This is a genomic window from Bordetella sp. MIP270_01_BMS, from assembly GCF_054958705.1.
The window spans coordinates 2,757,340-2,773,966 of the sequence record NZ_CM143297.1 but is presented as its reverse complement, the minus strand read 5'-3'; the positions used below and the strand labels follow the sequence as shown (position 1 = coordinate 2,773,966).

At 66.1% G+C, this 16,627-nt stretch carries 19 protein-coding genes; all 19 read right to left on the bottom strand.

The window, feature by feature from the left end; translation table 11 throughout:
* Positions 1–8: 8 nt before the first annotated feature.
* Positions 9–824, bottom strand: a complete 816-nt coding sequence (hisF, locus tag ACV17W_RS12955) for an imidazole glycerol phosphate synthase subunit HisF (RefSeq protein WP_462592735.1) — start codon at positions 822–824, stop codon at positions 9–11.
* A complete protein-coding gene (gene hisA / locus ACV17W_RS12950) occupies positions 821–1,561 on the bottom strand; it encodes a 1-(5-phosphoribosyl)-5-[(5-phosphoribosylamino)methylideneamino]imidazole-4-carboxamide isomerase (RefSeq protein ID WP_462592734.1) in 741 nt (246 codons plus the stop codon). Before hisA ends, hisF begins: the two co-directional genes overlap by 4 nt.
* Positions 1,562–1,621: 60 nt before the next feature.
* Positions 1,622–2,275 carry an imidazole glycerol phosphate synthase subunit HisH gene (gene hisH / locus ACV17W_RS12945; protein WP_462592733.1) on the bottom strand — a complete coding sequence of 218 codons (654 nt, stop codon included), beginning with the start codon at positions 2,273–2,275 and terminating at the stop codon, positions 1,622–1,624.
* 42 nt (positions 2,276–2,317) lie between these two features.
* Positions 2,318–2,905 carry an imidazoleglycerol-phosphate dehydratase HisB gene (hisB, locus tag ACV17W_RS12940; protein WP_462592732.1) on the bottom strand — a complete coding sequence of 196 codons (588 nt, stop codon included), beginning with the start codon at positions 2,903–2,905 and terminating at the stop codon, positions 2,318–2,320.
* Positions 2,906–2,921: 16 nt separating this feature from the next.
* The gene (gene hisC / locus ACV17W_RS12935) at positions 2,922–4,034 is read right to left on the bottom strand and encodes a histidinol-phosphate transaminase (protein ID WP_462596544.1); all 1,113 of its coding nucleotides are present in this window, start codon (positions 4,032–4,034) and stop codon (positions 2,922–2,924) included.
* A 50-nt stretch (positions 4,035–4,084) separates the two neighbouring features.
* Positions 4,085–5,392 carry a histidinol dehydrogenase gene (gene hisD / locus ACV17W_RS12930; RefSeq protein WP_462592731.1) on the bottom strand — a complete coding sequence of 436 codons (1,308 nt, stop codon included), beginning with the start codon at positions 5,390–5,392 and terminating at the stop codon, positions 4,085–4,087.
* A gap of 108 nt (positions 5,393–5,500) precedes the next feature.
* Positions 5,501–6,178, bottom strand: coding sequence for an ATP phosphoribosyltransferase (gene hisG / locus ACV17W_RS12925; protein ID WP_462592730.1), 678 nt, complete (start codon positions 6,176–6,178; stop codon positions 5,501–5,503).
* Entirely contained in the window at positions 6,175–7,443 is a 1,269-nt protein-coding gene (gene murA, locus ACV17W_RS12920; protein WP_462592729.1) for a UDP-N-acetylglucosamine 1-carboxyvinyltransferase, read from the bottom strand. Before murA ends, hisG begins: the two co-directional genes overlap by 4 nt.
* A complete protein-coding gene (locus ACV17W_RS12915) occupies positions 7,443–7,688 on the bottom strand; it encodes a BolA family protein (RefSeq protein WP_462592728.1) in 246 nt (81 codons plus the stop codon). The genes murA and ACV17W_RS12915 overlap by 1 nt, the downstream gene beginning before the upstream one ends.
* A gap of 5 nt (positions 7,689–7,693) precedes the next feature.
* Positions 7,694–8,506, bottom strand: coding sequence for an ABC transporter permease (locus ACV17W_RS12910; protein ID WP_462592727.1), 813 nt, complete (start codon positions 8,504–8,506; stop codon positions 7,694–7,696).
* Complete coding sequence (locus tag ACV17W_RS12905; RefSeq protein WP_462592726.1) at positions 8,503–9,312, bottom strand: ABC transporter ATP-binding protein; 810 nt, start codon at positions 9,310–9,312, stop codon at positions 8,503–8,505. The genes ACV17W_RS12910 and ACV17W_RS12905 overlap by 4 nt, the downstream gene beginning before the upstream one ends.
* Before the next feature lie 85 nt (positions 9,313–9,397).
* Positions 9,398–10,042 (bottom strand): MlaC/ttg2D family ABC transporter substrate-binding protein, encoded by a 645-nt coding sequence (locus tag ACV17W_RS12900; RefSeq protein ID WP_462592725.1) that lies wholly within the window; start codon positions 10,040–10,042, stop codon positions 9,398–9,400.
* 28 nt (positions 10,043–10,070) lie between these two features.
* Positions 10,071–10,886, bottom strand: a complete 816-nt coding sequence (locus tag ACV17W_RS12895; protein ID WP_462592724.1) for an MlaA family lipoprotein — start codon at positions 10,884–10,886, stop codon at positions 10,071–10,073.
* Positions 10,887–10,990: 104 nt separating this feature from the next.
* Positions 10,991–11,467: an outer membrane lipid asymmetry maintenance protein MlaD gene (gene mlaD, locus ACV17W_RS12890; RefSeq protein ID WP_462592723.1), complete on the bottom strand. Its 477-nt coding sequence runs from the start codon at positions 11,465–11,467 to the stop codon at positions 10,991–10,993.
* A 12-nt stretch (positions 11,468–11,479) separates the two neighbouring features.
* Positions 11,480–12,259: a lipid asymmetry maintenance ABC transporter permease subunit MlaE gene (gene mlaE, locus ACV17W_RS12885; RefSeq protein WP_462592722.1), complete on the bottom strand. Its 780-nt coding sequence runs from the start codon at positions 12,257–12,259 to the stop codon at positions 11,480–11,482.
* Positions 12,256–13,092, bottom strand: a complete 837-nt coding sequence (locus ACV17W_RS12880) for an ABC transporter ATP-binding protein (protein ID WP_462592721.1) — start codon at positions 13,090–13,092, stop codon at positions 12,256–12,258. The genes mlaE and ACV17W_RS12880 overlap by 4 nt, the downstream gene beginning before the upstream one ends.
* 97 nt (positions 13,093–13,189) lie before the next feature.
* Positions 13,190–14,176, bottom strand: coding sequence for a Bug family tripartite tricarboxylate transporter substrate binding protein (locus ACV17W_RS12875; protein ID WP_462592720.1), 987 nt, complete (start codon positions 14,174–14,176; stop codon positions 13,190–13,192).
* A gap of 43 nt (positions 14,177–14,219) precedes the next feature.
* Positions 14,220–15,395 (bottom strand): YbfB/YjiJ family MFS transporter, encoded by a 1,176-nt coding sequence (locus ACV17W_RS12870; RefSeq protein WP_462592719.1) that lies wholly within the window; start codon positions 15,393–15,395, stop codon positions 14,220–14,222.
* 273 nt (positions 15,396–15,668) lie between these two features.
* Entirely contained in the window at positions 15,669–16,295 is a 627-nt protein-coding gene (locus ACV17W_RS12865; protein WP_462592718.1) for an OmpW/AlkL family protein, read from the bottom strand.
* Positions 16,296–16,627 lie beyond the last annotated feature (332 nt).

Below are 16,627 nucleotides of genomic sequence, written 5' to 3'. Positions count from 1 at the left end.
GTTGCAGTCTAATCGAGTCTGACGGCGATGCCTTGATCGGCCATGAAGGCTTTGCACTCACGCACGGTGTGCTGGCCAAAGTGGAAGATGCTGGCAGCCAGCACGGCGCTGGCACGCCCCGTGGTGACACCGTCGGCGAGGTGTTGCAGGCTGCCTACCCCGCCCGAGGCGATTACCGGTACGGGAACGGCGTCGGACACCGCGCGGGTGAGTTCGAGGTCGAAGCCCGACTTGGTGCCGTCGCGATCCATGCTGGTGAGCAGGATCTCGCCGGCGCCGTAGGCGGCCATGCGCGTGGCCCACTGCACGGCGTCGAGGCCGGTGGCCTTGCGCCCGCCATGGGTGAAGACTTCCCAGCGCGCGGGTTCGTCGGGGCCCGACACGCGGCGCGCGTCGATGGCCACCACGATGCATTGCGACCCGTGGTAGTCGGCGGCATCGCGGACGAGATCGGGATTCGCGACGGCTGCACTGTTGATGCTGATCTTGTCGGCGCCGGCGTTGAGCAGGCGCTGCACGTCGGACACCTGGCGCACGCCGCCCCCGACCGTGAGGGGAATGAACACTTGCGACGCCACTTGCTCGATGATGGGCAGGATGAGATCGCGCCCGTCGCTGGTCGCGGTGATGTCGAGGAACGTGAGTTCGTCGGCCCCCTGCTCGTCGTACCGGCGAGCGATCTCGACCGGGTCGCCGGCATCGGCCAGGTTGACGAAATTGACGCCCTTGACCACCCGGCCGGCCGTGACGTCCAGACAAGGGATGATGCGGCGGGTGAGCGCGCTGCCGGCGCCCTGCTCCGGCGCAGTTGCGTTGGTGTTCATTGACTGAGTTCGTCGGCGCGCGCTTGCGCCTGCTGGAAGTCGAGCGTGCCTTCGTAGATGCTGCGCCCCAGAATGGCGCCTTCGACGCCTTCTTCTTCGACGGCGCACAAGGCTTCGATATCCTGCATGCCGGCGATGCCGCCCGAGGCGAACACCGGGATGCGAACGTGCTGGGCCAGGCGGACGGTGGCTTCGACGTTCACCCCGGACAGCATGCCGTCGCGGCTGATGTCGGTATAGATGATGGCTTCGCAGCCGTAATCTTCGAACTTCTTGGCCAGATCGAGCACGTCGTGACGCGTGAGCTTGCTCCAGCCATCGGTGGCGATCTTGCCGTCGCGCGCGTCCAGGCCCACGATGATGCTGCCGGGGAAGGCGCCGCAGGCATCGTGCAGGAAGCCGGGATTCTTGACGGCGGCCGTACCGATGATCACATACGAGATGCCGGCATCGAGATAGGCCTCGATGGTGTCGAGGTCGCGGATGCCGCCCCCGATCTGGACCGGGATGTCCTGGCCGACGGCGTCGAGAATGGCCTTGATGGGTGCGTCGTTCTTGGGCTTTCCGGCCACTGCGCCATTGAGGTCGACGAGGTGCAGGCGGCGGGCGCCGAGGTCGAGCCAGTGCGCAGCCATGGCGGCGGGGTCTTCAGAGAATACCGTTGCCTCGTCGAGGTCTCCCTGGCGCAGGCGTACGCAGCGCCCGTCTTTGAGATCGATGGCGGGGATCAGCAGCATGGTGGATAGCGAGCGTTGAAAAATCGGTTGATAGGGGTCGGCCGGAGCTCGTGCGGACGACTATGGCTGCCAGTCTACAAAATTGCGATACAGACGCAAACCGTGCGCGGCGCTTTTCTCGGGGTGAAACTGCACCGCGAAAATATTGTCGGCCGCCACGGCGCACGTAAATGTAACGCCATAGTCGGACTCGCCGGTGGTCAGTGCAGGGTCGGCGGGCACCGCATAGTAACTGTGCACGAAATAGAAATGCGTATGGTCGGGGATGCCCGCCCATATTGCATGGGAACGCGTTTGCCGGACTTGGTTCCAGCCCATGTGCGGGACCTTGAGCCGTTCAGCGTCGCCCGGAGCCGCCTGCGGCCTGGCGAACTGCGGCCCCGCGAAGCGCCGCACGGTGCCAGGGAACAGCCCCAGGCAGGGCGTCGCGCCTTCTTCGCTGGAGTCGAACAGCATTTGCTCGCCCACGCAGACGCCCAGCAGCGGTTTGGCGCGCGCGGCGCGCTCGACGGCTTCGCGCAGCCCCGATTCGTTCAGCGTGCGCATGCAGTCGGCCATGGCGCCCTGGCCAGGAAACACGACGCGGTCGGCCGCGTCGATGTCGGCGGCGCGGTTGCAGATGCGGATGTCGGCGTCGGGCGCGGCGTAGCGCAGCGCTCGCGCCACGGAATGGAAGTTGCCCATTCCGTAGTCGACGATGGCAATGGTAGTCACTGAATTTGCCTGGCGGATGAAAGAGCTGCCCGCGGGCAGGTGTTAGAGCACGCCCTTGGTGGACGGCACCGTGCCCCCAATGCGGGGGTCGAGTTCAACCGCCATGCGCAACGCGCGGCCGAAGGCCTTGAACACGGTTTCGCACTGGTGGTGGGCGTTGGTGCCGCGCAGGTTGTCGATGTGCAGGGTCACCAGCGCGTGGTTGACGAACCCCTGGAAGAACTCGCGGGTGAGATCGACGTCGAAGTCGCCGATGCGCGCGCGCGTGAAGGGAATGTGGTATTCGAGCCCCGGACGACCCGAGAAGTCAATGACGACGCGCGACAGGGCTTCGTCGAGCGGGACATAGGCGTGCCCATAGCGGCGCAGCCCGGCCTTGTTACCCACGGCTTTGGCGAACGCCATGCCCAGCGTGATGCCGACGTCTTCGACGGTGTGGTGGGCGTCGATGTGCAGGTCGCCATCGGCCTTGATGTCGAGATCGATGAGCCCATGCCGCGCGATCTGGTCGAGCATGTGGTCGAGGAACGGCACGCCGGTGTCGAGCGTCTGCTTGCCGGTGCCGTCGAGGTTGACGGCGGCCCGGATGCGCGTTTCGTTGGTATTGCGGGTGATTTCGGCGGTACGCATAAAAATAGTGGCAAGCCTAAGTGAAGCTGAGAATGTCTTGCAGGGCGTGCAGCACTGCGCGGTTTTCGTCTGGCGTGCCGACCGAGATGCGCAGGCAATCGGCCAGCAGCGGGTGGGCATCCGAGAAGTTCTTGACCGCTATTTTGCGCGTTTTCAGGGCAAGATGCACGGCGTTGCCGCCCGGCTTGCCGGAAAAGCGCGCAAGTATGAAGTTGCCCAAGCTGGGATACGCCGTGACGCCGGGCAAAGCAGAGAGACCGGCCGCCAGGATGGCTCGGTCGGCGCGCAGCCGCGCGGCCTGGTCGTCGAGCACCGATTTGTGGCGCAGCACGGCGCGCAGCGCGGCCTGGGTGAGCACGTTGAGATTGTAGGGCGGGCGCACTTTGTCGATCTGTGCGATCCATTCGGGGTGGCCGGCCAGGTAGCCAAACCGCAATCCGGCCAGGCCGATTTTCGAAACAGTGCGCAGCACCACGACCTGGGGCAGCCGCGGCAGGCACGACATCCAGCTGTGGGTCGCGAACGCCTGATAGGCCTCGTCCAGCACCACCAGGCCGGGAGCCGCGTCGATGATGGTCTGCACGGCTGCGTCGGGCCACATCCCCCCGGTGGGATTGTTGGGCAGCGCCAGGAAGATGACTTTGGGCCGATGCTGCTCGATGGCCTGCAACATCGCGGGCAAGTCGAGTTGCAGCTCGGCCGTTAGCGGCACGCCGACGAAGCGGGCGTGGTCGAACCGGGCCGCCATGTCGAAATACACGAACGAGGGCCAGGGCGACAGTACGATATCGCCCGGCTGGCAACAGGCCTGGACGATCAGGTGGATGAGCTCGTCGGAACCGTTGCCGAACAGCAGCCCAGCCTCGGCCGGCACGCCGAAAGCCTGGCGCACCTCGTGGGCCAGTGCGTGGTTGTCGCCTGCGGGGTACCGGTTCAGCGCGGTATCGCGCAATGCCTGGGCGATCTCGTCGCGCACGGCGTCGGGCAGCCCATAGGGGCATTCCATCGCGTCGAGCTTGATGCCATCGGGCACCGGCGGGACGGGATACGCGGCGAGTGCGCGGATGTCGGCGCGAACCGTGGCGGCGATGCGCTCGGCCAGCGCATGGCCCGGCGGACGCGGCGGCATGTCGTCAGCCAGAGCGCCGGAGCCCTGGGTCGCGGCCGTGCGGCACGCGTTCACGGGGGGTCGAGCCGGTACTGCGCACTGGCCGCGTGCGCGGGCAGGCCCTCGCCCAGCGCCAGTTCTGCGGCAATGCGGCCCAGCGTCTGCGCGCCCTGGCGCGACACTTGAATCAGGCTCGAACGCTTCTGGAAGTCGTAGACGCCCAGCGGGGACGAGAAGCGGGCTGTGCGCGAGGTGGGCAGCACATGATTGGGCCCGGCGCAGTAGTCGCCCAGCGATTCGGAGCTGAACCGGCCCATGAAGATGGCGCCTGCATGGCGGATGCGCGCGGTCCAGTGCTCGGGATTCTCGGTGGAGATCTCCAGGTGCTCGGGCGCGATGTCGTTAGCGATGGCGCAGGCTTCTTCGAGGTCGCGCACCAGCACCAGGGCGCCGCGGTTGGCCAGGCTCACCCGCAGTATGTCGGCGCGCGGCATGGTGGGCAGGAGGCGGGCGATGGCCTCTTCGACGGCATCGATGAAGGCGGCGTCCGGGCACAGCAGGATGGACTGCGCCAGTTCATCATGTTCAGCCTGCGAGAAGAGGTCCATGGCGATCCAGTCGGCCGGCGTCTTGCCGTCGCAGATGACCAGGATTTCACTGGGGCCCGCAATCATGTCGATGCCCACGGTACCAAAGACGCGCCGCTTGGCGGCGGCGACATAGGCATTGCCGGGCCCGACGATCTTGTCTACGGCGGGAACGGTGGCCGTGCCATACGCCAGTGCGCCCACGGCCTGCGCGCCGCCGATGGCGAAGGCGCGGTCGACGCCGGCGATGGCGGCCGCCGCCAGCACGATAGGGTTGCGCACGCCTTCGGGAGTGGGCGTGACCATGATGAGCTCACCGACGCCCGCCACTTTGGCCGGAATGGCGTTCATCAGTACCGACGACGGATAAGCGGCCTTGCCGCCCGGTACGTACAGGCCTACGCGGTCGAGCGGCGTGACCTGTTGGCCCAGCAGATTGCCTTCGGCGTCGGTGTAGGTCCAAGTTTCGCTACGTTGGTGCTCATGATAGGCGCGCACCCGGTCGGCGGCGGTTTCCAGCGCGTTGCGCTGGGCAGCCGGCAACGCGGCCAGCGCGGCATGCCATTCGGATTTCGGAATCTCGAGCTGGGCGGCATCGGTGACGGCGACGCGGTCGAATCGCTGTGTGTATTCCAGAAGGGCGACATCGCCTCGATGGCGGACGTCGGCCAGAATGCCCGCTGCAGCGCGGTCGATGGACTCGTCTTCGGTGGCCTCGAAGGCCAGCAGTTTGGACAGCGCAGCGGAAAAATCCGGCTGGCGGGAGTCGAGGCGGTTGATCAGGGCAGCCATGGCATCACGGGATACAGGAAAAACAGACCTGCCGCGGTACTATTGCAAGCAACGCCGCCGCAGGCAAAGACATAGTGTAGCGGGCGCCGTGCGCCCGCGTGGCGCCGGTCAGGCCGGCCTGGATTCGGTGGCGCGCCGGAAAGCGTCGAGCAAGGGCTGCAGGCGGGCTCCGCGCGTCTTGAGCGAAGCCTGGTTGACGATCAGCCGCGACGAAATGGGCATGATGTCTTCGACCGCGACCAAGTCGTTGGCGCGCAGGGTGCCGCCCGATGACACGAGGTCGACAATGCAGTCGGCCAGCCCGACCAGCGGCGCCAGTTCCATCGAGCCATACAGCTTGATGATGTCGACATATACGCCCTTGGCCGCGAAGTGCTCGCGCGCCGCGCGTACATATTTCGTGGCCACGCGCAGGCGGGCGCCTTGATGCACCGCGGCCTCGTAGTCGAAGCCGTTGCGCACCGCCACGCACAGGCGGCACTTGGCAATGTCGAGGTCGATGGGCTGGTACAGGCCACCGGGGAATTGGGCGGCGTGCTCGTGCAGCACGTCTTTGCCGGCGATGCCGAGATCGGCCGCGCCATACTGGACGTACGTGGGAACGTCGGACGCGCGCACGATGATCAGCCGCAGGCCCGGGTCGCTGGTGGGCAGGATGAGCTTGCGCGAATTTTCGGGCTTCTCGGCCACGTGGATGCCGGCCTCGGCCAGCAGTGGCAGGGTTTCTTCAAAAATGCGGCCCTTGGACAAAGCCAGGGTGACCGGCGCGGCGGGTATGGCGCTCATGCGGTTTCCTTGCCGGTCAGGCGCTGGATGTCGGCGCCGAGGGCGCGCAGTTTGACTTCCATTTTGTCGTAGCCCCGGTCTAGATGGTAAATACGGTCGATCTGGGTCTGGCCTTCGGCGGCCAGCCCGGCAATGACCAGGCTGGCGGATGCGCGCAGGTCGGTGGCCATGACGGCCGCGCCCGACAGGCGCGCCACGCCGTGCACGACCGCGGTATGACCGTCGATTTCGATGTCGGCCCCCATGCGCCGCAGTTCCTGCACGTGCATGTAGCGGTTTTCGAAGATGGTTTCAACGATGACGGCCGTTCCGTCGGCGACGGTGTCGAGCGCCATGAGCTGGGCCTGCATGTCGGTCGCGAATCCCGGATATTCGTGGGTGCGCGCGCCTACGGCCCGCGGGCGGCCCTGCATGGCGCCGCGGATCCAGTCGGGGCCGGTCTCGATCGTGAGGCCGGCTTCGATCAGCTTGTCGAGCGTCGCGCCCATAGTCTCGGGGGCGGCGTTGCGCAAGGTGATGTCGCCGCCGGCTGCGCCCACGGCGCACAGGAACGTGCCCGCCTCGATGCGGTCGGGGATGACGCTGTGTTCTGCGCCGTGCAGGCTGGCCACGCCGTCGATGACGATGCGATCGGTGCCATGCCCTTGGATGCGGGCGCCCATCTTGATGAGCAGTTCGGCCAGGTCGACCACTTCGGGTTCGCGCGCGGCGTTCTCGATGACGGTCTGACCGTCGGCCAGCACCGCGGCCATCAGCAGGTTTTCGGTGCCGGTGACCGTGACCATGTCGGTGCGGATCGGGGCGCCTTTCAGGCGCCGGGCTTTTGCGACGACGAAGCCGTGTTCGATGCTGATGTCGGCGCCCAGCGCCGCCATGCCCTTGATGTGCTGGTCGACCGGCCGCTGGCCGATGCTGCAGCCACCCGGCAGGCTGACGCGTGCGTGGCCGAAACGGGCCAGCAGCGGGCCGAGCACCAGGATGGAGGCGCGCATGGTCTTGACCAGTTCATACGGCGCTTCCAGGTTGTCGACATTGCTGGCCTGCAGGGTCACGATGCCGTCCGACCCGCGTTCGGCGCGCACGCCCATGCGGCCCAGCAGCCGCAGCATGGTGGACGTGTCGTTCAGGTCGGGCACATTGGCGAGCCTGACCGCGTCGGCGGTGAGCAGCCCCGCGCAAAGAATGGGCAAGGCCGAATTCTTCGCGCCCGAGATGGTGACTTCGCCGCGTAGCTGTGCGCCACCGGTAATCCGGAGTTTGTCCATCAAATGCCTGCCTTGGCGTATTCGTCGGGCGTCAGGGTGCGCATGGACAATGCATGGATTTCAGCCTTCATACGTTCGCCCAGGGCGGCGTAGACCATCTGGTGACGCGCGATGAGGCGTTTGCCTTCGAATGCGGCGCTGACGATGACCGCATCGAAATGCGAACCGTCGCCTTGCACGTCCAGGTGTTCACAGGGCAAGCCGTCGGCGATGTATTGGCGGACTTGCTCGGGGGTAGGTTGCATGGACGTCAGTTCCTGAGTTTGTATCCGCTGGCCAGCAGCCGCATCGTGGTGATCGCCAGCACGGCGAAGACGCCCGACACGACGGCCAGGCTGCGCCATGGTGATACGTCCGACACGGCGAAAAAGCCATATCGGAATCCGTCGATAGTGTAGAAGATGGGGTTCCAGTGCGACACCGCCTGCCAGAAGGGCGGCAAGGTGTGAATGGAATAGAAAACGCCGGAAAGAAAGGTGGCCGGCATGATGAGGAAATTCTGGAACACCGCGAGCTGGTCGAATTTTTCGGACCACAGGCCCGCGATGAGGCCGAGGGTACCCATGATGCCGCACGCGAGCACGGCGAAAACCACCACCCAGCCCAGATGCGCAAACGGCAGCGGCGTGAAGCACACGGCAACCAGCCAGACACAGATGCCCACGGCGAGGCCCCGCGCCATGGCCGCCAGCAGGTAGGCTGCAAAGATTTCGCGATGAGACAGCGGCGGCAGCAGCACGAACACCAGGTTGCCGGTGATGCGGCTCTGGATCAGCGACGACGACGGGTTGGCGAAGGCATTCTGAAGCATGCTCATCATCATCAGCCCGGGTATCAGGAACGACGTATAGGGCACCGTGCCATACACCAGGACGCGCCCCTCGAGCACCTGAGCGAACACCAGCAGGTACAGCAAGGCGGTGACCACCGGAGCCGCGATGGTCTGGAAGGCGACTTTCCAGAAGCGCAGCAGTTCTTTGCGCAGCAGGGTGGGAAAGCCGGATCCGGCATCCAGCCGCGGCTGCACCAAGGGCTGGGCAGAGGGGGTCAGCGGCGAGCTCACGAGACCACCTCTTCGGGTTCGAGATCGGCCACGGAAGATTCGTCGCGGTGCATGATGCGCACGAACGCGTCTTCGAGATCGACGCCGCCCACCCGCGCCAGCAAGGCCTGGGTGGTGTCCAGGGCCACGATGCGGCCGCCTTTCAGCATGGCGATGCGGCCGCACAGCGCTTCGGCTTCTTCGAGATAGTGCGTGGTCAGCATGATGGTATGGCCGGCCTTGTTCAGGCGCGAGATGAATTCCCACAAAGTGCGGCGCAGGTCGACGTCGACGCCGGCCGTGGGCTCGTCGAGCACGATCACGGGCGGCCGATGCACCAGCGCCTGGGCCACCAGCACGCGGCGCTTCATGCCGCCGGACAGCGCTCGCATATTGGCGTTGGCCTTGTCAGACAGCCCCAGGTTGAACAGGACTTCGTCGATCCAGTCGTCGTTCTTGCGCAGGCCAAAATAGCCGGACTGGATGCGCAGCGTCTCGCGCACGGTGAAGAACGGATCGTAGACCAGCTCTTGCGGCACGACGCCCAGGGCCCTGCGGGCGGCCTTGTAGTCGGTGGTGACGTCATAGCCACACACGCTGGCGCGCCCGCTGGTGGCGCGGGCCAGGCCGGCCAGGATGGAAATCAGGGTGGTCTTGCCGGCGCCGTTCGGGCCAAGCAAGCCGAAGAACTCGCCCGGCTCGATAGTGAGGCTGACGTCGTTCAGCGCCTGGAAGCCGGGCCCGGCCGCATGCCCGAGCAGCCTTTTCCAACCGGGCGAGCGTGGCGAGTAAATCTTGGATACGTGGTCTAGACTGACGGCAGACATGGCAGCGGCGCAGGCCCTGTAAAGAGCGAATCGCCCATTATAAATGGCGGCCGGGGCCCGGCGGGGACCCCGGCCGGTGCCGGAACTACTGGTTGCGCTGGTTCAGCGCCTTGATCAGGCCGTCGATGCCCGACTGATTGATCTGCTGGGCAAACTGGTTGCGATAGTTCTGGATCAGCCAGATGCCTTCGACGTTCATGTCGTAGATGCGCCAGCCTTCCTTGGGGTCTTTCTCAAGACGGTAATCGACGCCCACCGGTTGGCCGTTGGACTGGGTGATCAGGCTGCGCACGACCACGTCGTCGGCGTTGGGATCGCCACGGAAGGGCAGCAGCTTGATGGTGGTGGCCTGGGTGACGTTGGTGAGCGCGCCGCTGTAGGTGCGGATCAGCGTGCCGCGAAACGCGTCGGCCAGCTCGGTTTGCTGTTCGGGCGTTGCCTGGCGCCAGAAGCGGCCGGCCGCCAGCTGCGTCGTCTTGCGGAAGTCGACATACGGCAGGATGTATTGGTCGACGGCCTGGTTCACGCGGGCCAGATCGCCCGAACGCAGCTGGGAATCGGCTTTGAGGGCGTCGAGCGCTTCGTTGGCCGCGGCCAGCACGAACTGGTCGGGCGCGCCATGCGGGTCGGGCTTGGCGGCGTTGGCGGCGTTGGCGGCGCCGGCAGCCGTCAGGCCGAGCAGCGCAGTGAGGAACAGGCGTTGCAGCAGGGAAAAAGCAGAAAACCGCATGGATACTCCTTGGTGGCGGCGCGCCTGGTTACGGCTTGAGCGCGGGTGCGGCCGGTTGGGCCGGGGCCGCGGGGGCAGCCGCGGCGTCGTCGTCGTCACTGTAATCGGGGACACTATAGTCGGGCACGTTGGCTTCGCCCGTGGCGGTGCCGCGCACCATGGCCGCGCGGCGTTGCAGGTAGGCGTCGCGCACGAAGCTGTAGGGGTCTAGCGCAACGCGGTCGACCATATCGGTGGTGTCGAGCAGGTTCGCGCGGGTGTCGACCACTCTCAGGCCCCACAGCGAATTGCGTACCGGCACGTTTTCAATCGCGCCGACGCTGGTATAGGTGTACTGGCCACCCTGGAAGTCGCCCACCAGGCCCACGCCGTCGCGGACCGAGCTGGCGCCGAAGAACGGCAGCACCAGATAGGGGCCCTGGCCGAAGCCCCAGACGCCCAGTGTGGTGCCGAAGTCGTTGGGGATCTTGCGCGCGCCATTGGCCGAGGCCACGTCGAAGCAGCCGCCCACGCCCATGGTGGTATTGAACAGGAAGCGGCCCAGCGTATTGACGAAGTCGTGGCCGCGGCCCTGCAGAAAGCTGTTGGTGGCGCCCCACAGATCGCCCACGTTGCTGAACATGTTGTGGATGCAGCTGCGCACCGGTTGCGGCGTGACGTAGGTATAGGCCTGAGCCACGGGCTTGAACAACGCGCGGTCTACGGTGTCATTGAACTTGTACACGCCGCGGTTGAAGCCTTCCCAGGGGTCGCGGGGGTCGGGCGTGCCGGGTGCGGCACAGCCCGCCATCAGGGCGCAGACGGCCAGTGCGGAAGCGAAACGGGCGGATTTGGACATGTTCATGATCGCAAAGGGCCCCGTGCGAAATGCGGGGCGGTTCTCAGTGTGCCCCATGCATGCCATGCGGCGCGAACGGGCAATTATCTACGGCCTGGCGCGGAAAAACCTCAATTCCCCGGCGTCGAGCCCTGTTTTTCAGCGCTGCCATAGAGGAACTGGCTGATCAGTTGTTCAAGCACGACAGCGCTTTGGGTATAACGGATCTTGCCGCCGTCGGCAAAGTTTTCTTCTTCGCTGCCTGCCGACAAGCCCACGTACTGCTCGCCGAGCAGGCCGGAAGTCAGGATGGAGGCAGACGAATCTTTGGGAAATTGATAGCCTTCTTCCAGGTTCAGGGTAACCACCGCCTGGAAGACTTTGTCGTCGAAGCTGATTTTGCCTACCCGGCCCACGACCACACCGGCGCTTTTGACCGGCGCACGGGCCTTCAGGCCGCCGATGTTGTCAAAGTTGGCGGTAAGCGTGTAGGTAGGGGCAAACGAGAAGCTGCTCAGGTTGCCCGCCCGCAGGGCAAGAAAAACCAGCGCGGCCGCGCCCAGCAGCACGAAGAGCCCTACCCAGAAATCGGTTTTTTCGCGTGACATGATGAATCCGTATCAATTGCCAAACATCAGGGCGGTAAGAAGGAAGTCGAGCCCCAGGACGGCCAGCGAACCGACCACCACGGTGCGGGTGGTGGCGCGAGCCACGCCTTCGGGCGTGGGCCGGGCCTGCCAGCCCTCGTACAGCGCCACCAGAGTAACGGTAACCCCGAACACCAGGCTCTTCAGGACGCCGTTGGCCACGTCGTTCCAGACGTCGACGCCGCTCTGCATCTGCGACCAGAATGCGCCGGCGTCCACGCCGATGAGCAGCACGCCCACGACCCAGCCGCCCAGGATGCCCACCATGGAGAACACCGCCGCCAGCACCGGCATGGCGATGATGCCGCCCCAGAACCGCGGAACCAGGACCCGGCGCATGGGGTCGACCGCCATGACCTCCATCGCAGCCAGCTGCTCGCCGGCTTTCATCAGGCCGATCTCGGCGGTGAGCGAGGTGCCCGCTCGCCCGGCGAACAGCAGCGCCGTGACCACGGGACCCAGTTCACGCACCAGCGACAGCGCGACCAGCAGGCCCAGGGCCTCTTCGGAGCCATACCGGTTCAGGGTGTAATAGCCCTGCAGCCCCAGGACAAAGCCCACGAACATGCCGGACACGATAATGATCAGCAGCGAATAGTTGCCGATGAAATGGACCTGCTGCGACACCAGGCGCGGGCGCGAGACGGCAACGCCGCTGCGCGCCAGCAAGGCTCCCAGGAAGCGCGTGAAGAACCCCACGCCCTCAACCTGATTGCGCACCCAGCGGCCCAAGGCTTGTATCGGCGCGCTCATGGTTTGCGCCCCTCTTGTTTGGCCAGCCAGGCCTGGAAAGCCGGCGTGTCCGGATACTGGAAGGCCACGGGGCCGTCGGGTTCGCCGCGCAGGAACTGTCTGACGTAGGGATCCTGCGAGTCAGACAGTGTCTGGGGCGTGCCAGCGGCGACCAGGCGCCCGCGCCCGACCAGGTAGACCTGGTCGGCGATGGCGAAGGATTCCTGCACGTCGTGGGTAATAAGAACCGAAGCGCATTGCAGGCGGTCGGCCAAATCGCGGATCAGGCGGGCGGTAATGCCCAGTGAGATCGGGTCGAGGCCGGCAAAAGGCTCGTCGTACAGGATGAGTTCGGGTTCGAGCACGACTGCGCGGGCCAGCGCCACGCGGCGGGCCATGCCACCCGAGATTTCGGCCACTCGCAGGTGGGCCGCCGCACGCAGGCCGACGGCGTCAAGCTTGTCCAATACGCGCGCCGTGAGATCGGGTTCGGCCAGACGGGTGTGTTCACGCAGCGGAAAGGCGACGTTCTCGAACACATTCAAGTCCGTGAACAGGGCGCCCTGCTGAAACAGAACGCCCATGCGTTTGCGCAGCGCCTGCACGCCGTCGCGGCTGGCCTGGCCGATATCCGTGCCAAACACCCGCACCTGGCCACGCAACGCCCGCAGCTGGCCGGTGGCCGCGCGCAGCAGGGTGGTCTTGCCCGAACCCGATCCGCCCATGACGGCGACGACCTGGCCCGGCCTGACCGCCATGCTGATATCTTGCAATACCGTGAAATCGCCATAGCCGAGTGCCACCCCGTCGAGCGACAGGGCGAGATCCGGACTGTTGGGAGTAAGTTCGGGCATAGGCAATGGAAAGTGGGGGCCGCAAAGGCAAGGGGCCACAATGGTGAAACCATTGTAACGTGACCTTGCCGGCGTCCTGGTTGGCGGCAGGCGCGCCCTACTGCAGGCTGATGTTGCCCGCTTTGATGACCTGCGCCCATTTATCGGTTTCGCTGGCGATAAACGCCGCGAACTCTTCAGGCGTGCCGCCGCCGGCCTGGCTGCCCGTGTCGGCGATGGCCTTCTGCACTTCGGGGTCCTGCAGGATGCGGTTGAACTCGGTATTCAGCCTGGCGATGATGGGCGCCGGCGTGCCGGCCGGGGCGACGATGCCCTGCCAGTTGTACGACTCGAAGCCGGGCAGACCGGATTCCGCCAGCGTCGGAACGTCGGGCAGCACGTCGAGCCGCTTGGCGGAAGTCACGGCGATGGGGTGCACTTTCTTGGCCTGAATGGCCGGCAACGCCGAGTAACCCATCTCGAACATCATCGAAATGTGGCCGCCCATGAGGTCGGTGGCCGCCAGGCTGCCGCCCTTGTAAGGCACGTGCACGATGTCTATGCCGGCCTGTTCGCGGAACATTTCACCCGACAGGTGATGTGCGCCGCCCACGCCCGACGATCCGAAAGTGAGTTTGCCGGGATCTTGCTTGGCCAGCGCGATCAGCTCCTGCAAGTTCTTGACGGGTAGCGAATTGTTGACGCTGAGCACCAGGGGGCTGTTTTCGATGAGGATGACCGGCGCGAGATCGCGGGCCGCATCGTAGGGAATGGCGGGCATCAGGGTGGGATTGACTGCCATGGGAGCCAGATTGCCCGTGCCGATGGTATAGCCGTCCGGCGCGGCCTTGGCGATCAGGTTGGTGCCGATCACGCCACCGGCGCCGGCCTTGTTCTCGATGACCACCGTCTGCTTCAACGATTCGGACAGCTTGCGCGCCAGCAGGCGCACGCGCGTGTCGGCGAAGCCGCCGGGCGCATAGGGCACGATCAGCGTGATGGGCTTCGAAGGCCAGTCGGCGGCATTCTGGGCGTAGGTGGGCAGGCTGGTGGCCAGGGCGGTGGCGGCCAGCAGGCCAGCCAGCATCGGACGTAAGACTCGCATGCGCGAAACTCCTGTAGATCGACTCGGCGCGGTAAGAGGGACATTATGCCCGTTGTGGCAGCATCAGCGCTGATACCGCCAACATGGCTGCGCCGGCTGCCAGTACGGCGGCAAGACCGTAGCCCATCCGGGTGGCCCACGCGGCGGCCAGGGGTCCGATGATCTGTCCCAGTGCGAAGGCCGACGTCATGGCCGCCGCAGCGCGTGAAGCATTGCCGGCGCTGCGCCGCGCCGCCTGCATGCCCGCCTGCGTAATGACCACGAAAGTGCCGCCGACCAGCAGGGCCGCGAGCGCGAGGCTCCACACGCCGTCATGGAACGCCGGGGCCGCCATCCCGGCGGCCATGCACAGCTGGGCCGCCCGCCAGATGCGACGCTCGTCGCGGCCGCGGGCCAGGCGCGGCGCCAACAGACACGACAAGGCCGCCGCGCCCCCGAAACATGGCCATACCCAGCCGAAGACCGCCGGATCGGCAACCTGGGCTTTGGCCATGGCCGGCAAGAAAGTGGCTGGCACGATATATCCCGTTCCGAAAACGCCGTAGTGCAGCACCAGCTCGCGCGGCCAGGCCCGGGCGGCCTCGGCAGGCGCGGCGGCCGCGGCGGACGGTGGCGGATCGCGGGGCGGCGCCTGGGTCGGTGCGCGCCACACCGGCACGCCCATCGACGCCGTGAGGGCCAACGCCAGTATTCCAAGCGCCACCCAGTTTGCGTCGGCATCTGCCCCGAGCCGCATCAGCGCCAAGCATGCCAGCCCGCTGGCGGCGATGCCGAGGCCCACGCCGGCGTATGTCCAGTTCATGATGCGGCCTTCCAGGGCATGCCCCAGGGGCACCGGCCGCCACGCCGCCACGCAGATAAAGGTACAGGCGCTTGCATAGCCCGCCGCCAGACGTAGCGCCAGCCAGGCAGCCATGCCGTCGAACAGGCCCATGCCCAGGGTGAGCACGCCGGCCGCCACGAGGCTGGTCATCAGGCCGGCGCGCAGGCGCCGGATGGGGAAGGCCACGGCGGTCACGGCCCCGATCAGGTAGCCGGCATAGTTGGCCGAAGCCAGCCAGCCGCCTTGTGCGAGGCTCAGGTCGGCGTCGTGGGCCATCAGCGGCCACAGCGGCGTGAATGCGAACCGTCCTATTCCCATGGCCACTGCCAGCGCGGCCATCGCCGGCCATGCCAGCGCCAGTGGCGATAGCGGGCGGGAATGGGGGGTGGCAGGCATGCCGCCAGTCTAGGCGCGTTGCCCTGGTTCAAGAAAGAAATAATGGAATTTACCGGCGGGCGGGAGGCCGGCGGGCGCTAACGGTGACGCCATCCGGGTGGAGGCCGGCGCGAGACGCCGGATTTTCCCGGGAGTCGGATTCGGGGCAGCCGGATCGTGAGGGCCGCCCTGCCGTAAGGCATCGCGGGGGGGCGTCCCCTGGGACCCGATGCCTTCTGGGCGCTGCGGCGGGCTGCGATCGCACGGTGTCTGCTGCGGGCCCTGGCCGCAATCCTAGAACCGGTAGCCGATTCCCACGGTGGCAACCCATGGATCGATGCGCGCGGTCCCGATACGCTGGCCGTCCAGTTTCACCTTCGATGAAATGTCGATGTAGCGCAGGTCGGCATTGACGAACCAGCGCTCATTCAGTTTCACATCTACGCCTACTTGCCCTGCCAGGCCCCAGGAATCACCCAGTTTCAAGTCGGAGCCGGACAATGCGCCGTGGGTCTGGGTATCGAAGAAGTGCGTGTAGTTCACGCCTACTCCGACATACGGCTGCACGGTGCTGTCGGGAAGGAAATGCCACTGCACGCTCAGCGTGGGCGGCAGGTGCTTGGTAGACCCGATTTTGCCCAGGCCGCCGCTGCCGCGTATGTCGTGCTGGAAGGGCCAGGCGCCGAGCAGTTCCACGCCGATGTGGCGGGTTGCCATGTAGGTGATGGTGAAACTGGGGCGGACGTTGTTGCCCACATCAAGCCCAACGGTGCCGTCCAGCACCTTGCCATTTCCCGACTTGGGGTGGACTTGTGTGGCGCCCACTTTGAACAACCAGTCGCCCGCTTCATGGGCGTGGACGGGGGCGCTGGCCAGGCCGGCAGCGCACAGCACCGCGGCCAGAGGGGTACGTAATGACATGAAACTCTCCGTAATCAGCCGAAGGGTCGGCAGCGAGAGGTTCTCAGGCCGGCGCGGCGGCTGACTTGATCCACGTCATGCGTAGGCTGAATTGCTGCAACAAACTACAGAAACTGCCAGACGTTGCCAGGGTGTCGCCCGCGGCGGGGTGCCCTGCGCCCGGCCTCTACTCGGATCACCCCCCACCCCTGCGAGCCCGCTGGTTGCGACCATGGTCGGGGCAGCACGCGGGCTACGGAAGGCGCCGCAGTCTGTCGACGCGGCGATAGCGTGCCTGATGTCTGGCGGGGCATGCGGGGGAGGTTTCCCGCATGCCCGGCCCTGGCCGGCGC